At 61.0% G+C, this 17,665-nt stretch carries 13 protein-coding genes and 1 pseudogene; 4 read left to right on the forward strand and 10 right to left on the reverse strand.

All coding sequences use genetic code 11. The features are described 5' to 3' along the window. Positions 1-241: 241 nt before the first annotated feature. From AC0L2A_RS10945 to AC0L2A_RS10965, 5 genes are all read right to left on the reverse strand, one after another. A complete protein-coding gene (locus AC0L2A_RS10945) occupies positions 242-775 on the reverse strand; it encodes a dihydrofolate reductase family protein (protein WP_236375140.1) in 534 nt (177 codons plus the stop codon). A 333-nt stretch (positions 776-1,108) separates the two neighbouring features. Continuing rightward, positions 1,109-2,770 (reverse strand): vWA domain-containing protein, encoded by a 1,662-nt coding sequence (locus AC0L2A_RS10950; protein WP_473608774.1) that lies wholly within the window; start codon positions 2,768-2,770, stop codon positions 1,109-1,111. A gap of 166 nt (positions 2,771-2,936) precedes the next feature. After that, the gene (locus AC0L2A_RS10955) at positions 2,937-3,935 is read right to left on the reverse strand and encodes a GlxA family transcriptional regulator (protein WP_473608775.1); all 999 of its coding nucleotides are present in this window, start codon (positions 3,933-3,935) and stop codon (positions 2,937-2,939) included. A 19-nt stretch (positions 3,936-3,954) separates the two neighbouring features. Further along, positions 3,955-4,854 carry a bifunctional methylenetetrahydrofolate dehydrogenase/methenyltetrahydrofolate cyclohydrolase FolD gene (gene folD, locus AC0L2A_RS10960; protein ID WP_473608776.1) on the reverse strand — a complete coding sequence of 300 codons (900 nt, stop codon included), beginning with the start codon at positions 4,852-4,854 and terminating at the stop codon, positions 3,955-3,957. Between the two features lie 123 nt (positions 4,855-4,977). Next, on the reverse strand, positions 4,978-7,197 hold the full coding sequence (locus AC0L2A_RS10965) for a GumC family protein (RefSeq protein ID WP_473608886.1): 2,220 nt from the start codon (positions 7,195-7,197) through the stop codon (positions 4,978-4,980). 196 nt (positions 7,198-7,393) lie between these two features. On the opposite strand from AC0L2A_RS10965, the gene AC0L2A_RS10970 reads away from it, so the two are divergent. Together AC0L2A_RS10970 and AC0L2A_RS10975 are read left to right on the forward strand one after the other, a co-directional pair. Continuing rightward, positions 7,394-8,689 (forward strand): lipopolysaccharide biosynthesis protein, encoded by a 1,296-nt coding sequence (locus AC0L2A_RS10970; protein WP_473608778.1) that lies wholly within the window; start codon positions 7,394-7,396, stop codon positions 8,687-8,689. 465 nt (positions 8,690-9,154) lie between these two features. Further along, the gene (locus tag AC0L2A_RS10975; protein WP_473519408.1) at positions 9,155-10,303 is read left to right on the forward strand and encodes an alpha-hydroxy acid oxidase; all 1,149 of its coding nucleotides are present in this window, start codon (positions 9,155-9,157) and stop codon (positions 10,301-10,303) included. Between the two features lie 91 nt (positions 10,304-10,394). On the opposite strand, the pseudogene AC0L2A_RS10980 reads toward AC0L2A_RS10975, so the two are convergent. Continuing rightward, positions 10,395-10,793, reverse strand: a pseudogene (locus AC0L2A_RS10980) (DUF6492 family protein); the annotation flags it as partial. Positions 10,794-11,054: 261 nt separating this feature from the next. On the opposite strand from AC0L2A_RS10980, the gene AC0L2A_RS10985 reads away from it, so the two are divergent. Next, positions 11,055-12,122, forward strand: a complete 1,068-nt coding sequence (locus AC0L2A_RS10985) for a helix-turn-helix domain-containing protein (RefSeq protein ID WP_091595183.1) — start codon at positions 11,055-11,057, stop codon at positions 12,120-12,122. Between the two features lie 42 nt (positions 12,123-12,164). Here the strand turns inward: AC0L2A_RS10985 and AC0L2A_RS10990 are convergent, their stop codons facing one another. The 4 genes from AC0L2A_RS10990 to AC0L2A_RS11005 form a co-directional block, all read right to left on the reverse strand. Then, positions 12,165-12,908: an META domain-containing protein gene (locus AC0L2A_RS10990; RefSeq protein ID WP_473608779.1), complete on the reverse strand. Its 744-nt coding sequence runs from the start codon at positions 12,906-12,908 to the stop codon at positions 12,165-12,167. Positions 12,909-12,946: 38 nt separating this feature from the next. Further along, positions 12,947-14,611, reverse strand: coding sequence for an alpha/beta hydrolase (locus tag AC0L2A_RS10995; RefSeq protein ID WP_473608781.1), 1,665 nt, complete (start codon positions 14,609-14,611; stop codon positions 12,947-12,949). A gap of 110 nt (positions 14,612-14,721) precedes the next feature. After that, entirely contained in the window at positions 14,722-15,027 is a 306-nt protein-coding gene (locus AC0L2A_RS11000; protein WP_091595177.1) for a hypothetical protein, read from the reverse strand. Positions 15,028-15,305: 278 nt separating this feature from the next. Further along, positions 15,306-16,511, reverse strand: coding sequence for a M14 family metallopeptidase (locus AC0L2A_RS11005; RefSeq protein WP_473608782.1), 1,206 nt, complete (start codon positions 16,509-16,511; stop codon positions 15,306-15,308). 464 nt (positions 16,512-16,975) lie between these two features. Here AC0L2A_RS11005 and AC0L2A_RS11010 point away from each other — a divergent pair, with 464 nt between their 5' ends. Next, positions 16,976-17,491: a DUF1269 domain-containing protein gene (locus AC0L2A_RS11010; protein WP_091595172.1), complete on the forward strand. Its 516-nt coding sequence runs from the start codon at positions 16,976-16,978 to the stop codon at positions 17,489-17,491. Positions 17,492-17,665: the final 174 nt, after the last annotated feature.

Consider the following 17,665-nt stretch of genomic DNA (forward strand, 5'->3'; position numbering starts at 1 on the left):
GAGAATTCGGCCGGGGGCGAACGAGCTTCCGCTTAGGGCGGTATCAGGCTGCAGCGCGAACGGCAGGTTTGGAGAAACGCAATGAAGGTCGGCAAATGGCGCTCCTAAGCCGTTCGGCCGATCCCCGCCGAATGGCGATCTCCCCACCCGCAGCCGTCGTTCTTCCGAATCCTTTCCGCAACGTATGCTGAACCGAAAGGGGGATTTCGATGCATCGCCTTCTCATCGGCGTGGTCTGTAATCAGGCAGGAACGTAGGTCAACCTGATGACTTCCCCGCCGATTCGCTCGCTGGCCACAAGGCGGAGCGGTGGCCGAGAGCCGGCGAAGAAGGGCTTGCCGCGACCAAGCACCACGGGGTGAAGGTAGAGGCGGTATTCGTCGATCAGACCCATTTCGGTCAGGCTTTGCGCCAACTCTGGTCCGGAAGCGGAAATCTCTCCTGTTAGCTTGGCCGTTAGCCTGCGTATCACTACCTCGACCTCATCCGCGATAAGCGTGGCATTGGGACCGACCGACTTCAACGAGCGCGATACAACCCATTTCGGCTGGCGCCGCCACGCCGCCGCGAACTCGTGTTGCTCCGTACTCCACTCAGGACGGTCTTCGTCCCAATAGCGCATGGCCTCGTACATGCGGCGACCGTACACACTGCCGGTCAGGTCGCGCACATGCTCTATCCAGTGACGAAAGAGCGCGGGACTTGGCGCAGGCAATTCCTGGTGGTCGACGTAGCCGTCAAGGGACTGGTTCATTCCGAATACGATTTTCGCCATGCTGCAAAATCCCCCCGTCGCGTCAGGTATACAAGACGAACGACAGCCAAGCGCCCCGACATGCCCGAAATTTTTCTGGTGGAGGTCGTTACCCGGTTCTTGTCGCAAAAATTCCCGAGTTTGAATCGGTTTCGCGACTGATATTTGCGACGTCGCAAAACCGGATGTTGTGCGAGGATCCGGCGAACAGAATGCTTTGCGAAAATATTTACAGCAGGCTAAACCGCGCGAAACGTCCGGGCTGCAGGCGAATATTGCGCTGCAAGATACTTGGGTTCCACATTTGGGTCAGGGGCTGGGCTTCGCGCCCCCCTTTTTAGACGTCGAATGTCCCTACTGCACCGTCAGTTCGGAACGCTCGCCGGCCTTGATGGTCACTGTGTCTTCCTTTGAGCTATTGTCCGACTTCTCAGAGACGACGGCATAGTCGCCGGCCGGCAGCGCCGCCTGATATTTCTCGTCATAGGCGTAGCCGAGCGATTTGCGGTTGCCGTTGATGTCCTTCTTCGCATCGAAAATCTCGATCTTCGAAGCCCCTGGCGCGGTGATCGCCAGCACGCCGGCATTGATGGCGATCTGCAGATCCTGGTGCTCACCGGCCTTGACGCTGAACGGCTGCTCGACGATGGCAAGGTCGACCGTCGCCGTCAGCACATAGTCGTCGGGCGGCAGATCGAACTTGCTGTCGGGGCCATAGGCATAAGCCACCTCTTGCCTCGTTCCGTCGAGCTTCTTTTTTGCCTTGAACACCTTGAAGCCAATGCCCGAGCCGTCGGCCTTGTCGCCGCCGGCACTGTAGTAGGCGTTGGCAACGACACGGCCGACACCAACGACGATATCCTTGTCGACGACCTTGCCGGCAGTGAGCGGGATGGTTTCGGTAACCTCGCCCTGCCCGATCCTGACCGTGACTTTCTGATCGCCGGCCGGCAACACCACCTTGGTGTCGCCATAATAGGTCGCAGGCATTTCAACGCCCGGAAAGGCGATCACGACAGCCGCACCATCGGCCACATCCGCTCCCTCGCTTGGCCGCGGATGAATGATGAGCGTGCCGGCATCGAGCACGAAGAGGGGTTTGTAGACCTGGCCCGCCTCGACCGTGATCTTCTGTTCGGTCCTGGCCTCGCCATGGCGCGCCACGACTGCGTACTCGCCCGGCTCCAGACTGCCTTTGTAGGCGCCGTATTCGGTGGCGACGTAATCGCCGCGCGTGCCGTCGGACTTTGCCTTGAAGATCTCCCAGGAATTGCCGCCGGTGACGGGATCGCCGCCATCGGCGAGCACCACGGCGGGCATGAAGTTGAACTCCGGTTTTTCCGGCGCGGCGACCGGCTGCGGCGCTGGCGCTGGTTCGGGCGCCGGTGCAGGTGCAGCGGCGATGGTCTCGACCAACGCGTCCTGCAGCGCCTTCTCATCCGACGCCTGGATGTATTTGCCGCCGGTGTTGTCGGCGAGGCAAGCAACCTGCTTGCCCTCGTCCGCGGTCAGGCCGAAGCCGACGACGTTTACGGTGAAGTCGACACCGGCAGCCCTCAGTTCCCTGCCGAGCGCGCAGGGGTCGCCTTTGCAGGTCTCGAGCCCGTCGGTGATCAGGATGACGGTGGCCTTGTCCTCGGTGTATTTCAGCGCCTCGGCCGCCTGTCTGACGGCTGATGTCAGCGGCGTCTTGCCGATGAATTTCAGGCTGTCGGCGGCAGTGGAAACAGCACCTGCCGAGCCGGCCTGCGGCGGCACGATGAGCTCGATGTCCTCGCAACTGCCCTTCTCGCGATGGCCATAGGCCATGAAGCCGATTTCCTTGTCGGCGGGGACCGATTGCAGCACCGTTCGCAGCGATTCCCGGGCGATTTCGAGCTTTGGCTTGCCGTCGATCTGCGCCCACATCGAACCGGAGGCGTCGAGAACGATGACGACACGGTCGGCGGCAAGGCCGAGCGTCGTCATCCACAACAGGAGCGCCGCCGCAACGATGCTCCGTGCAAGTCCCGCCATGAAATCTCCCCCCAGTCAGTGGCCGCCAGTTCGTCGCAGCCAGTCAGCTTCTGCCAGGCAGTCCATGCCCGCCAGTCCGTCCCAGCCGGGGGAAGCTATTTGACGCCGCGTCAGGATACAAGCCCGGGCACGTGAGGGGTTGGCGGCGCTGGCTGCGCCAAACCCCTCAATATGTCGTGCGCCGCTCTTCGGAAGGCGGCCGGCCAAACTGCAGCCGGTAGCTCTGGGCAAAATAGGAGTGCGAGGTGAAGCCGGTGGCGATCGCCACGTCGAGGATCGGCATGTTGGTCTGGCGCAGCAATTCGCGCGCCCGCTCAAGCCTGAGCCGCATGTAATAGCGGCCGGGCGTCACACTGAGGTGACGCAGGAACAGCCGCTCGACCTGGCGCACCGACAGGCCCGCCGACTTGGCGAGCTGCACCGCCGACAGCGGCTCGTCGAGATGGTCGGCCATCAGTTCGACGATGCGCCGCAGTTTTTCCGATTTGCCGGTCAGGTCGCGCTCAGGACCGACGCGCTGGCGGTCGCCGGCGGAGCGGATGCGCTCGTGCTGGAACTGATTGGCGACGCCGTTGGCGAGGCTCGAGCCGAAATCGCCGCGCACGATCTCCAGCATCAGGTCGATGGAGGTGGTGCCGCCGGCGCAGGTGTAACGCTTGCGATCGATCTCGAAGACGTTGCCGGTGCAGTTGATGTCGGGAAACCGTTCGACGAAGCCGGCGCGGTTTTCCCAGTGGATGGTGCAGCGATAGCCTTCGAGCTGGCCTGCCTCGGCGAGCAGATAGGAGCCGACCGACAGTGCGCCGAGCGCGTTGCCGCGCCGGCCCCAGCTGCGCAGCGCCGCCAGCACCTTGCTCTTGCCGGGAAACTCGGTCGTCAGCCCGACCGAGACGAAAAGAATATCGACCGGCGGCAGATCGGCGACAGCGTAGTCGATCTTGAGCGGCAGGCCGTTGGAGGCCAGGACGGCATCGCCGTCGGCCGACACCGTCGTCCAGCCATAGAAGTCGTGGCCGAGCAGCCGGTTCGCCGACCGGAACGTGTCGATTGCGGCGGCCAGCGAGAACATGGAAAACTTGTCGACCAGCAGGAACCCGAACTGCCGGCCGCCGTGAATGGGATCATTGGCGACCGGCCGCTCTGAGGGAACAGTGAGGTTCGGCAAAGCTTTGGGCTTTCCAGGTTCAGAAAGACGGCCGTTTCAATCCGGCCGCGAGATAGGCGGAAGCTAGCGTGTTGGCCATCAGCATGGCAATGGTCATCGGTCCGACGCCGCCGGGCACCGGCGTGATGGCGCCGGCCGTCTTGGCCGCTTCCGCAAAGGCGACGTCACCGACGAGACGGGTCTTGCCTTCGCCCTTTTCTGGCGCCGCGATGCGGTTGATGCCGACGTCGATGATGGTGGCGCCCGGTTTGACCCAGTCACCCCTGACCATTTCAGGTCTGCCGACAGCGGCAACGAGAATGTCGGCGGTGCGCGCCAGTGCAGCCAGGTCCTTCGTGCGGCTGTGCGCGACAGTGACGGTGCAGTTGGCGGCAAGCAGAAGATTGGCCATCGGTTTGCCGACGATATTGGAGCGGCCGACGACCACCGCATTGAGCCCGGAAAGATCCTTGCCGCGCACACGCTCGATGAGCAGCATCGAGCCGGCCGGCGTGCAAGGCACGAACGCCGTCTCCAGTTCGCCGGTGCCGAGCTTGCCGACATTGATGAAGTGGAAGCCGTCGACATCCTTTTGCGGCGCTATTGCCTGGATGACCTTGCCCGCATCGATATGGCCAGGCAGCGGAAGCTGCACCAGGATGCCGTTGATACCGGGATCGGCGTTGAGGTCGCCGATGATGGCAAGCAGTTCCTGTTCGGTCATGTCGGCCGGCAGCGTGTGCTGGACCGAATGAAAGCCGCATTCCTTGGCGGTGCGGGATTTGGAGGCGACGTAAACCTGGCTCGCCGGATCCTCGCCGACGATGACCACGGCGAGACCGGGTTTGTGCGCGCCCTTTTCCATCAGTTCGATCGTCAGGGCCTTGACGCGCCGCACCACGCCTTCGGCAACGCTTTTTCCGTCAATCAACTCGGCCATCAACCACCCTCAACATCGTTCTGCTTCGGGCGGCATTCTCATGAAAATCTGACCGGGCAATCCCGTCAAAGCGCCGTCTTATGCCGCTAACTCGAAACCGATGGCTTTTATTCTGTTCGGCGCTCAGAAATAGCGCCGCGATCGGCTTTCGGTGAGTTCGCGAACCGCTTCACGGAATTCGCGCAAGCTGGCTCGGATTTCCTCGATGGAGGCTTGCTGTTCAGCGGCTTTCGAAGCCTGATCTGCCTCCTCCGACGAGGCTCGCCGATACTGCTGCTGCGGATGAGGCACTTGTCCGGCATGGGGCGGAACGGGCGGCGACGCCTTGTATGCTTTGTCTTCAATGGGTGTCCGGCGCTCTTCTGTCCGGCGGCGCGGCCGCGAATCGGCAGTTTCGCGCAGGCTCGCATAAGCGCCGCGCATGGCGCCGAGGCCGACACCGGAAGCAAGCCCCGCCAGCAGGCCGGCAAGCACCGTCATGGCGCGCGACGGTCCGTTTGGCTCGAGCGGGGCGAACGCCTTGGAGATCACGTTGATATTGGCGGTGTTGATGTCCTTCTGCTCGCCGGTCTCCCTGGCGCGGAGAAGATATTGCTCATAGACGGAGCGTTTGGCGGCGGCCTCGCGCTCCAGTTCGCGCAGCGTGACCAGGTCGCTGTTGACGTCGCCGCTACGGACCTTCAACTGTGCCAGCCGGGAGGCCAGATCCTGTTCGAGCTGCACGGCGCGCCTGAGGTCGACCTGCAGCGACGAGGCGATGCGGCGCAGTTCCCCGGCGATACGCTCGCGCGATCCGGCAAGCTGGGCATTGAGCGCCTGGAGCTCGGGATGGCGCGGGCCGAGCCGGATCGCGGCGCGGTCGGCCTCCTGCTTGAGCGTCGCATATTGCGAGCGCAGCGCGCTCATGGTGTTGGAGTTGATCTCCTCCGGCAAGGTGCCGCTCAGAACCGAATTCACGTCGATCGAGCGCGCCGATGCCGCGCGGGCGTTAAGTTCCAGCGTGCGCGCGCGGGCGATGGCCAGCTGCTGGTTGAGCTTGAGCATCTCGTCGTCGCTGATCAAATGGCCTTGCGCGTCGACGAGGTCGTGCGCGGCCCTGAAATCCTCGACCTTGCGCTCGGCCACTTCGACGCCCTTGCGCAGCTCGTCGAGCCTGCCGGTCAGCTCGTTGGTCGCGCGGCCAGCGGTGTCGGACTGGATCTGACCGAAGGTCTGCAGAAAAACATCCGTCATCGTGTTGGCGATGAGCGCCGACTTCTCGCCATTTTGCGTGGTGGCGCTGACGGAGATGACAAAGGTCTTGCCGCCGCGCTCGACCGCAAGGCTCTCGGCCAGATTGGCGACGGCCAGCGCACGGCGGCGACCTTCACCGGCAGCCGGCCCGTCATTGCGCGACAGGATCGACCGGATGACCGTCATCATCCCCAGCCCATCGGAACCTTGCCCGTTGAACTCCGGATCATTGACGAGATTGAGCTTGTCGACGACCTTGTTGAGAACGGTGCCGGAGGTGAGCACGCGAACCTGGTTCTCGACGATGGCCAGCGTCGCGTCGGACGCAACCACCGATTGCGTGAGGTCGCGGTCGGTGAGCTTTAGGTCGCGCGGGTCGACGATCAGCTCTGCGGTGGCTTCGTATTTCTTCGGCGTCGACAGCGCGATGGCGACGCCAAGCGTGGCGCCCAGTATCGTCATGGCGACGATCAGCAGCTTCGACCGGGCAATGCCGCGGACGACCTGCATCGGGTCGATCAACGGCTTCCATTCTTGTCTGTCGTCATCCTGAGGGGAAGACCGCCGCCCGTCATCTGCATATCCGGGTTCGGGTGCGGCGTGTCGAGGCTCGAACGCGGCGTCTCGAGGCTCGAACGCGGCGTATCGAGGCTCGAACGCGGCGTATCGAGGGTCGGCATCGGATCGGCGGTCCTCGGAAACAGTGGCAGCAACCGGCTCCTCCCGCGGCATGGCGTATCGAGGTTCGAACGCGGCTTCCGCATGGTCCGCTTCAACGGGCTCGTCACTCTCAGGTGGCATCCGGGCCGCCGAAGCCGATGCATCCTCGGCTTGAAACCGGTTTATTTCATCGTTTGCCGATAACTCCGGAGTCACCCAGCGTTCCGGGGTCGCCGAGGGCTCCGGGTTTGCCGAGAGTTCCGGATGCGCCCGCCCCTCGCGGCGTAAGCGCGCGAGACGATGGCGCGTTGCGGCATCCTCGCGCCATGACGGGTCTGCCCGGTCCCCGATCGCAACCAGCGATGGCTCTTCTTCGCCGCGCAACGCCTGGCCGAGCGCCAGCAAGGAGCGCTCGCGCTTCCAATCTTCACGGTTTTGCCTGTCGACCATTGTCGTGGAGCTTGCCCTTTGCGGCTTGGACGCGCGGTCAGCCATTCGTTAAACCACGCTAAACAAGCATAGGAAACAAAAAGTTAATTTCCCTGCCTTGAAGACACGGTTTCCCTCTAGGGTTGTGCCCTTCTTGAAAGCATCGAAAGCGCCCAGAACCGCGCGTTAAACTTTCCGGCCTATGCTGTCTCGACACATGACCCAGGCTGGCAACATCCCGCAAAAACGGCCTCTCGCCCGGATCCGCGCTTTCGTCGCCGAGCGACGGCGGCTGGTTCGCGACTATCTTTCGGCGATCAGCGGCGCGGGCGGGCGGCTGGTGTTTTCGCTCGCCTATTTCATCGCGCTGGCCAACACGCTGTCGATCGCCGAATTCGGCATGTTCGCCACCGCTTCGGCGGCCGGCGTGATGCTGTCGCGCATCCTGGCCTTCGGCTTCATCTCAGCGCTTTACCGAACCGCCACCATCCGCCCCAATCTGATCGGCACCTTCACGGCCGGCTTCCTGCTGCTTGGCGCGATATCGCTGCCGTTGCTGGCTGCCGCCTCCTACGGCGTCTACCTGGTCTTCTTTGCCGGCACCGTGCCGCTGTCGGTCTTTGCGGCGATCGTGTTTGCCGAGGCGTTGCTGTGGCGGCCGGTCGAGGTGGCGCTGATCGTCAACAACGGCCTCGGCAAATTCGGCCGCGCCGCCCTGCTGACGATCCTGGCGACGGCCTTGCGGGCGCTCGGCGCCGTGCTGTTCATGTTCGCGGCGCAGCCCACCATAGGAGCCTGGTCCTGGTATTACATCGGCGCCAACGCCGCCTCGCTGCTCATCGCCTTCGGATTTTTCTATCCGCGACAGCGGCTGCGGCTGCGGCTGGCGCTCTATCTGCGGCGGCTCGCCGATTCCATCTACGTTGCCGGCGCAGAGGTGCTGTTCTACCTGCAGATGGAATTCGACAAGCTGCTGGTGCTGGCGATCGGCGGTCCGCACCTCGCCGGCATCTATGCCATCATCATGCGGCTGGTCGACCTGACGGCGATCCCGATCCGCACCTTCTCGATGATGCTGGTTCAGCGCATGATGCGGGCGCCGGAACTTTTGTCGCGCCTTTCGGTCAAGAGCGGTATCGAAGGCGCCGTGTTCGCGGTCTCGACGCTGGCGCTGGCGACACTCGCCATCGTGCTGCATTTTTTCCCCAACGCGCTGGGCAGGAATGTTGCGGAGGCCGCCCCTTTGGTGGCGCTGGCGATCTGCGTGCCGGGCCTGCGCAATCTCGTCGAATACCAGGCCGAGCTTCTGTTCGCGCGCGGCCAGACGCTGGTGCGGGCGATCAACCTGGCGCTGCTTGCCGGGCTGAAGGCGGTGCTGCTGACCTATGTGCTGACCCATATCCTGGACACACCCGATCTGGTGCTGTCGCTCAACGTCGTCTTCCTGCTGCTCTATCTCGCCTCGGCGCTGCTCACCTACTCGGCGATGCGCAGGCCGGCGAAGCCGGTCTAGGTCGACCAGCTAGCTGCCGTCGATGCCGAGATGGGATGGACACTTCGATTCGTTGGCAGTAGTCGCTGGCGATGGGACGCCACAAATGATTACGCGTGGTTTACAGGTGAAGGCCGTTATAGCAATCAAGCTCTAAAATGGGGGGAGTTCTACGAAGTGATCGGCGACGGCGGGGCAGTCGACGAGCCCGATTGGGGGGTTCTGTCGTCGGACAGTCCGACATCACGGCATTTCTTGTTCTATTTTCGAGATGAGACCATCGAGGTTGTCGCCCGAGACTGGTCGTTCACTCGAAAAATGCCGGGTGTCGGGTAGCGGCGAGCCTTGCCGCCGCTTCTCCAGAGCAACGTTCGCGCCACGACTGCTACCAGTTCGTTGCGGCCGTTTATCGTTCAGCCCGCGTCAGTTAGGCATCGCGCAGCAGTGTGCTATCGGGCAGATGAGCCGGGCCAACGGAGTGATGAGATGCGTCTGAGGAATTGCCACAACTTCCATGACTTCCGCAGCATGGCCAAACAGCGCCTTCCCCGACCGATCTTCAACTACATTGACGGTGCGGCCGATGACGAAGTCACTTATCGGCGCAACAGGGCTGCCTTCGATGACTGCGACCTGGTGCCGAATGTACTGCGCGGCGTGACCAATGTGGACATGTCGGTGACCGTCATGGGCCAGAAGCTGGCGATGCCGGCCTACTGCTCGCCAACAGCGCTCCAGCGCCTGTTCCACCATCAGGGCGAACGTGCAGTGGCGGCAGCGGCGGCGAAATATGGCACGATGTTCGGCGTCTCCTCGCTCGGCACCGTCAGCCTCGAAGAGGCGCGCCAGATCAGCAATGGGCCGCAAGTCTACCAATTCTACTTCCACAAGGACCGCGGATTGAACCGCGAGATGATGGCCCGGGCCAAGCAGGCGGGAGTAGAGGTGATGATGCTGACGGTGGACAGCATCACCGGCGGCAACCGCGAGCGTGACAAGCGAACGGGGTTCGCCATCCCCTTCAAGCTCAATCTCGCTGGCATCGCGCAGTTCGCGGTCAAACCGTCATGGGCGATCAACTACTATATGCATGAGCGGTTCCGCCTGCCACAGCTCGAAGGCCATGTCGACATGGGCGGCGGCGCGATGTCGATCAGCCGCTACTTCACGGAGATGTTGGACCCCTCCATGTCGTGGGGCGACGTTGCCGAGATGGTGCAGCACTGGGGCGGACAGTTCTGCCTGAAAGGCATCATGTCGGTCGAGGATGCCAGGCGTGCGGTCGAGATTGGTTGCACCGGAATTGTCCTCTCCAATCACGGCGGTCGCCAACTCGACGGCTCGCGTACCGCGTTCGACCAGCTTGCCGAGATCGTCGATGCGGTGGGAGACAGAATCGATGTGATGATGGATGGTGGCGTGCAGCGCGGCACCCACGTGCTCAAGGCCCTGTCGCTGGGCGCAAAGGCCGTCGGATTGGGCCGCTACTACCTTTTCCCACTGGCGGCCGCCGGACAGGCCGGCGTCGAACGCGCACTGGAATTGATGCACATCGAGATTGAGCGTGGCATGAAGCTGATGGGCTGCACCTCGGTCAACGAACTCACGCGACGGAACCTGCGCTTCCGCCAGTAACAGGCGACTTCCCACCCTTTCATGACCTCCTGCCAGGAAGGTCGGGGGCCTAAGCCCGGTCGTTAAAGGGCGATGAGTTTTTATCCTCGGACTAATCGAGCCCGATCAGGCGGCGGATGCGGCCGACATCGGTGCCGATGAACGACTGCATGCCGATGGCCACCTGTTGCGGCGCCATGGCGGCGACGAAACGGCGGAACTCGTCTTCCGACAGCGCCTCGCCCGTCCAGTGGACGCGGCAGAACGCCTCCGAGCCATGGAAATGGCCGGCGCCGGCGAGCACGTCGTCGACATAGCGGCCGTAGATCATGCATTCGGAGAATTTGCGCGCCGCACCGACGATTTCGACCCAGTTGCGGCCATGGATCGTCTCGATCCGCGCGCACAGCGCCGTCACGGTTTGGCGGCGCCAGGCAATCAGCGTCGAAATGTAGTCGTGGGTCGAAACCTCCGATGGCTCGATGCCAAGCGCCGAACCGGCATTGCGCGACCTCCGCGCTCCGTGCAGATCACGCATGAAAAGCTTTCGCATGAATCCCTGCAGCATTTTCCGACGCCGAAACTGCTAGATTCGTTTTTTTCAGAAGATTGGCCGTTTCGCAAGCATCGAGCCATCAGGCCCAATTCAAGGACAATTGCTCACACGCTCTGTCAATTTTGTCTTTGAGGCTTGTGCGTGGTACGATATGGTACAAAGAAGGTGATGTTTGTTTGGACATTACGCGGAGCAACGGTAATTTAGAGTCATCTAATGTATCAAGACTCCGCGCTCCAATCGCTCGAAGAGCACGAAAGTAAGAATGCGAAATTTACGCATTCTCTTGATTTTTCAACCTTTGGCTTTCAACCTCACGAGCAATTTCCGGCTTTCCGTTTCGCCAATCGAGGCGTGATGGACTTGTCAGCCGTGCGGGATTGTCCTCAATCCTTTCCGGCCCGCCAAACGGTGTGGAACCTGGATAGACTCGCTTTTATGCGAACTGAGCTTCCAGGCGAAAATCATGCTCATCGCCAGAAGCATCTGAAAAATGCCGTTCTTGACCATTGGTATGTCACCCTGCCGTTTTGCTTGCCGGGTGAGTGGCATAAAGGCGAGAAAGCTGTGCCTGAGCTGCACTGCCTGGCCAGCCCGTTCGATAGACAAATCAATCACGACGGGGTCCTTACGCTCTTCATCCCAAACGATCTGTTTACCTCGACTGCCGGGCTCCATCGAATGTTGGATGCCAAGTTCGAAGGAGGGCTCGGTAAGCTGCTGGCAGACTACCTGCTTCTTCTCAACCGGTCGCTGGCGGATTTGCAGTCGCCGGAGATACCATACGTCGTCGAGGCAACACGAAGCCTTGTGGCCGTATGTCTCGCGCCCTCCCAGGATCGCTTGAGAGAAGCACAAACCCCAATCGACGCGACATTTCTAGGCCGAGCGCGACGGATGATTGACGGCAGACTTGTGGATCACCAACTGACATCCCAAACGCTGTGCGCGGAACTTGGCGTGTCCCGCTCCCGGCTATACAGAATTTTCGAGCCGCTCGGGGGAGTAGCTTCTTACATTCGGAGGCAGCGGCTACTGCGAACGCGGGACGCGCTCTCCGACATTGGCGATACGCGGTCCATATCCCGGATCGCCGAGCAATGGGGCTTCGTCGATGCTTCCAGCTACAGTCGAACGTTCAGGCACGAATTCGGCATTTCACCGAAGGAAGCACGGGATATAGGTTGGGCGAGCGATGGCTTCGTCGTGGCGCAGCAATGCCAGGCACGACACGAAGGGCCGCAAACGCTTTACCAGCTACTCCGCACTGTAGATGGAACCTGACCGGACTGAGCACGAGTCCGCGCTAACGTCAGCTTAGCCGCCTCACGGCGCTCCCAGGCGAGCGATGGTCTTACCTGCATCATCGACGAGCATCAGATTTCCATCCTGTACCGAATACGCCGCAGTTTGCGAAAGCGCTGCGTGGAAGACCGCCTCTTGAACGGACTTGGCATCTTCGCAGGCCATCATTGTCGATGCCAGCTGGCCAAATTTCATTGTCGTACCTTCTATATCGACGTCGCCGCGAAAAGCGTTGCAGCCACCATTGCCGCTCACCGCGCCATCAGCATCAAAAATAAGCGTCGACGTCACGTTCGTATGGGCCTTCTTGCCCTCCAGCTTTAAAACCCTCCATTCGGTACCTGCCAGCGAGACGCCGGAAGCCTCCTCTGCATCCTTACTGCCTGCCTGAACGAGGAGGATTGAAAACATTTCTCCCGCTCTCGCCAGATCAAACGGGGTCGGCTCGGCACTGGCGAACCAGGCGGAGCCGCCGACCTCAATGCGGGCCTGTATCGCATAGGCCTCTCCGTTCGAGAGTTTGCTTGAATCGACAACCAGGCCAAAGGCAATGGGAACTTGTCCGGCCGGCGCCACCGCAGTTGCGGCCAGGGCGTTTTTTGGCTTGGCCAGATCTATGAATTCCACAAGGAGAATGGCATCTGAGGGTAGCGCAATCCGCTCCCGGTAGAAGGCGCTGCCGGACAGTTTCACATCCGTAGCAAACGCGCCATGCGACGCTAGGCAGCACATGGCTGCGGCAACAAGGGCTGACAGCAGCTTCACGGCGTTTCTCCTACTTATAACAATGACAAAACTGAGATTTATCCGCTGACAGGCGTCGTCCCGCGCGTGATGAAAAGGACCTTCAGCCGAGCAACGTCTCCAGGTGTAATGCTCGGCGGATCGGTTACGGCCAGCCACGCATCGATATAGTGCTGCGGTGCAAAGACATGGCCGTAGCCCATTGGAGACGTCGTCGCTATTGCCATATCGACCGTCAGTTGCAGCATCGTGATAAGCGGATACCAGCGAACCTGCTCCGATACGTCGGGTCCGCGCGGCTCTTTCATCCAATCGGGTTCTCGATAAAGCGTGGCGACGTCGAAGAAGGTTATCGGATCGCTGGCATATTGAAGGTAGACTATCCGGATCGGTCCCCACTCCGCGTCTGGAATGTCCAAGGCATCGTTCTGATTGGTGAACCGGAAGATCGAGCTGTTGCGAAAGCGGGGGAGCCATTCGGGCGATCCGGAATTGCGGCCGTCGGTAACGGATCGCCAGGTGCGGCTTGCGAAAGGTGGCCCGCTCCACAAGGCGCCTTGAAACGGATCTGCGACGACATCGTAAAGGTTCGCCGACTGTTCAGAGTTCATCGCCCCGAGGCTTAGGCCGTGCAAGTAGAGTTTCGGGCGGGCGTCGCGTGGAAGCGAAGACCAGTAGGTGTAGACCTCTTGGAACAGCGCGTCGCCGGCCTCCGCACCGTAGTCCGGCTCGACCAGGAGGGATAACCAGCTGGCGAGGTAAGAGTATTGCATTGCGACGCTCGCGACATTGCCCCTGTGAAGATATTCAACCGGGTCCAGCGCAGCCGGATCAATCATGCCGGTACCAGTCGGCACGATGATGATCAGTATGGATCTCTCGAACGCGCCGGTACGTTTCAATTCCTGCAAGGCCAGCTTCGCGCGTTCATCCGCAGTGTCGGCCGAACTCATTCCGACATACACCCGAATAGGGTCCACAGCCCCTTCCCCGAAGAAAGTGGTTATCTCTGCCGCTGTTGGACCGGAACTGACAAACCTGCGGCCCTGCCTGCCGAGTTCTTCCCATGACAGCAAAGAAGCCGCGCTTCCCGTCTTGATCGATTGCGCGGGCCTGCTGAGGTCATCTTCAATGAGAGCATCCATCTCCTGGAACGAAGAATCCAGGATCCGAAGCGTCAATCTGAAGACCAGTCCCTCGACGACCGACCAGAACAGCGCGACCGCCAGCAGGCCGCCGACAAGATGGGAGACCCGCCTCGGGACGAAGCGCCCAAGCCAGCCGGAGAACACCAGGAAGGTGTGCCTGAAAAGGTGTGCCAACAACATGAGTGTCGCAAATACGACGACAGCGACAATCCCTGTCTTGAGCGGACTCGCGGTGTCCAGCGGAGCGAGATCCATCAAAACGCGGATCGAATTCTGCCATTCCAGAGTTCTCCAAAGGAAGACAGCGGCAATCACAACGCACGTGCCGGCGACTGCAATTCTCGTCGCCTTCAGGGTTCGGTCCCGTAGCTGCGGCAATTCGAGATAGGTCCACAGCGAATAAGCGACGAAGCCGATGCCGTATCCGAGAGCAGCCGAAAGTCCCGAGAGCACACCCTGGACCAGATAGGATCGTGGTATAAGGCTGGGCGTAAGAGAGACCGCGAACGCAAGGGTCGCTACCAGTATCCCTGCCGCGAGGAATGAGTGTGCGAGCTTTGTCAGGATCGCGCGCAACCCATTGGTCCTCAGCGTTTAACGGACAGCAAACTTGCAAGGACGGCGTAACGATCGAGTCCTTAGGCTGAGTCTAACGGAATCCAGACCCTGGAAGATAGCCCAAACCATTATCTTCTAAGGCGACGCAGATCGACGACGCGGCCATTGTTCGCGCTCACTGCAATTTCGAAACGGCTTGCGCCGCGCCTGGCGCGATAGACGAAGAACCGCCCGCGGCAATCGACACGTCGAATGTCTCTGAAGCCGCGATTGCGCAAGATTCGCTCGCCGTCACGACAAGTGATGGCACGGCCATTATTGAGGCTGGTGCCGATATTGATGTTTATCGTGACTGCATGGGCGGGCGTTGACGAAACTACAGGGAGAACGAAGCTGAGAGCTACACCAAAGCAAGCGAACAAAAGACGACGCATAAGACTTCCTCCATATCGACGGGCTCTTCGAGAACAATTCGTCCTCGGCTGCCTTGTCAAGGCAAAGACGGTGGCGGCCCATATCTCAGGGGCAACCATACAAAGTTCAGGACTCTTTGGTCATGACCTCTCTCCATCGAAGCTAAGTTCGAGATGAGTAGAAAACAAAACTTGCCTCCCGCCTGCGTGTTGCCGTCCTTGCCTCCCGCCTGCGTGTTGCCGTCCTTGCCACCACAGGAGTCGGAGTTGGCGCCTTTCTCGGCGCTGTCGTGGCGTACTCACTCTGGGTAAGTTTCACCGTCATCCGGCCCCGCCTTGTGGAAAAGGATGAATGCCAAGGGGTCGCCAGGCTCGCACGGTACTTCGCTGCGCTGGCCGGCAATCTCTCCATTAACGCTGCTCGTATATTCCGCGACGACTTCGCCGAAGCTGTTGCGTTGGATGGCCACCTTTTGTCCGGCTTCGACCTTGTCGTTGAGCTTGACCAGATGCTCGATAAACCCGCCCTGGGTTGCCACGACCGGAACCGCGCTGTTGCCTAAGAAAACACCCACGTCCTTGCCTGTCCGTCCCATTGGGCCGGCCAGGATGCCGTGATGCTTGAGGACATTCATCGTGCCCTCCACGAACAGGGGGATCATCTCGAGATCGAGGACGCGCGCAGCGCCGACCTCCGGGCAAAAAGACGGGATACCCGCGTCGACAAACGCGTTATGCAGGACACCGGGATATGTATGATTGTCGAAGATCTGGCCGACCGGGTAGAGTTCCACCATAGCCCTGATCTCGGGCACATCCATGCTTGCAATATTGAATGCGGTGACTTCGAATCCGCTTGTCCCGGTATGGAAGTCGATCGCCGCGTCGGCGTTCGGCCGCAGCAGCCGGTTGAACAGCAGCCCGGCGTGCCGGCTGGGCGCGGTGAAGCCGTTCTCGTTCCCGGGCCATTCCCGGTTCATGTCGATCAGGCCGGCGCCCCTGCCAGAATTGGGCCATCTGCGCTGCATGCCTTCCATAGCCGGGCGGGCAATGTCCGTGACCGCCATCACCGTGCCCGACATTTCCGCCGGAACGAGCTGGTTCATCACGGTCAGGATCGTATGCACGGAACTCATCTCGTCGCCATGCACACCGCTGGTCAGAACGACGCGCTTGCCCGGCTTTGCCCCCTTGGCGACGGCCACGGACACATACCAATACTGTCCGGTGGGCATCTGCACGCCCTGAAAGTACAAGAGGTGCTTCTGCCCGGCTTCCAGGTCGCTGACGTCGAGCGCACTGACGACCTTTTTCCCCTGGATCACTTCGCCGGTATAGACCGTTCCCTGAGACCCACCGGATGCGGCGTCGGCAGAGGGAGCCGCTACGTCCTGGGCGGTTGCAGAACCAGCGTTGGCCGCGAAGGCGGCCGCCGCGCCAACCGTCGCGATGGATGCTATTATCAGATCGCGACGGTCGAGGCCTTTTTTGTATAGGTCCGACATGATCAAGTCCTTGTGTGTATCAAGGTCGCTTCGGCTTGAGCGGTCATTGATGGAGAAAGGAACGATCGGAGATCATCAGATGGACCGTGACTACAGCTTAGGATGCTTCCGCTTCCGTTGTTGACGATAGCGTCTTCTGGCCGCCTTGCCATTGGCCCAGAATTCCAAAACTGTGCCTCTCGTCCTACATCGGACGATATTCTCCAAAGCGCTCCTGTTCCCTCGGCCTATCGCCCGATTTCGCCAGCGACGCCGGCATGATGAAGCGTGAGGCCAAGTTAGTTGCCTCAGGCTGTGGCAAGACTGGAAACGGATTTGACATCAGTCAATCGATGCCCCGGCGCTGCGAAAAAGAGACATGGGGCACATAAGCAGGACTCCATGCCGATTTCTTCAGGTGCTGGACGCCCTAAAATACGGCACCCCCTACGCAGCCCTAATGGCTGCCGTCGACAGGAGCCTCCATGTCAACCCTCATCGTCATTGTTTATCCCACCGAGGCGAAGGCTGAAGAAGTCCGCCAAACCCTGCTCGGTCTACAGAAGGAATATGTGATCAAGCTTGGCGACGCTGTCATCGCCACCAAGACTGAGGCGGGAAAGGTCAAGCTGAACCAGCTTATGAACACCACGGCTACCGGCGCCGTTTCCGGCAGCTTCTGGGGATTGCTCATCGGGATTTTATTCCTCAATCCGCTTATAGGCGTGGCGGTTGGCACGGCTTCGGGTGCGCTTGGGGGCGCGTTGACCGATGTCGGCATCAATGATGCCTTCATGAAAGATCTGTCGGCAAGCATCGTGCCAGGCAATGCCGCGCTCTTCCTGCTGATCCAGGAGATGACCGAAGACAAGGTTCTGAAGCAGATCCAGGGCTTCGGTGGAATCGTCCTCAAGACCTCGCTCGACGAGACCAAGGAGCAGGTTCTGCGCGACGCCCTCAAGCGCCATTCCGCAGAAGCCGGTTCGGCGCCGTCGGCGTAGGCGGCATCGCCGCTCCCGTTCGTGCTGGAGAAAGTGACAGTTGTCCCCGACCGAAACTGTCATAGCCATCGCCATCGAGATGCTCTGCGGCGCGGCGGGGGCACTCGCTGTGCGGTGGTGGTGGCCCAGCGTTGAACTTACCAAGATCGCAGCCGTTCTGGCCGGCATGGCCGG

The organism is Mesorhizobium sp. WSM4844 (assembly GCF_055811775.1).

Excerpts from the sequence above, each read along its gene's own strand:
- AC0L2A_RS11005 (WP_473608782.1), bottom strand. The coding sequence starts at position 16,511 with ATGTCGGACCTATACAAAAAAGGCCTCGACCGTCGCGATCTGATAATA.
- AC0L2A_RS11000 (WP_091595177.1), bottom strand. The coding sequence starts at position 15,027 with ATGCGTCGTCTTTTGTTCGCTTGCTTTGGTGTAGCTCTCAGCTTCGTT.
- AC0L2A_RS10945 (WP_236375140.1), bottom strand. The coding sequence starts at position 775 with ATGGCGAAAATCGTATTCGGAATGAACCAGTCCCTTGACGGCTACGTC.
- AC0L2A_RS10975 (WP_473519408.1), top strand. The coding sequence starts at position 9,155 with ATGCGTCTGAGGAATTGCCACAACTTCCATGACTTCCGCAGCATGGCC.
- AC0L2A_RS11010 (WP_091595172.1), top strand. The coding sequence starts at position 16,976 with ATGTCAACCCTCATCGTCATTGTTTATCCCACCGAGGCGAAGGCTGAA.
- AC0L2A_RS10950 (WP_473608774.1), bottom strand. The coding sequence starts at position 2,770 with ATGGCGGGACTTGCACGGAGCATCGTTGCGGCGGCGCTCCTGTTGTGG.
- AC0L2A_RS10985 (WP_091595183.1), top strand. The coding sequence starts at position 11,055 with ATGTATCAAGACTCCGCGCTCCAATCGCTCGAAGAGCACGAAAGTAAG.
- AC0L2A_RS10965 (WP_473608886.1), bottom strand. The coding sequence starts at position 7,197 with ATGGTCGACAGGCAAAACCGTGAAGATTGGAAGCGCGAGCGCTCCTTG.
- AC0L2A_RS10970 (WP_473608778.1), top strand. The coding sequence starts at position 7,394 with ATGACCCAGGCTGGCAACATCCCGCAAAAACGGCCTCTCGCCCGGATC.
- folD (WP_473608776.1), bottom strand. The coding sequence starts at position 4,854 with ATGGCCGAGTTGATTGACGGAAAAAGCGTTGCCGAAGGCGTGGTGCGG.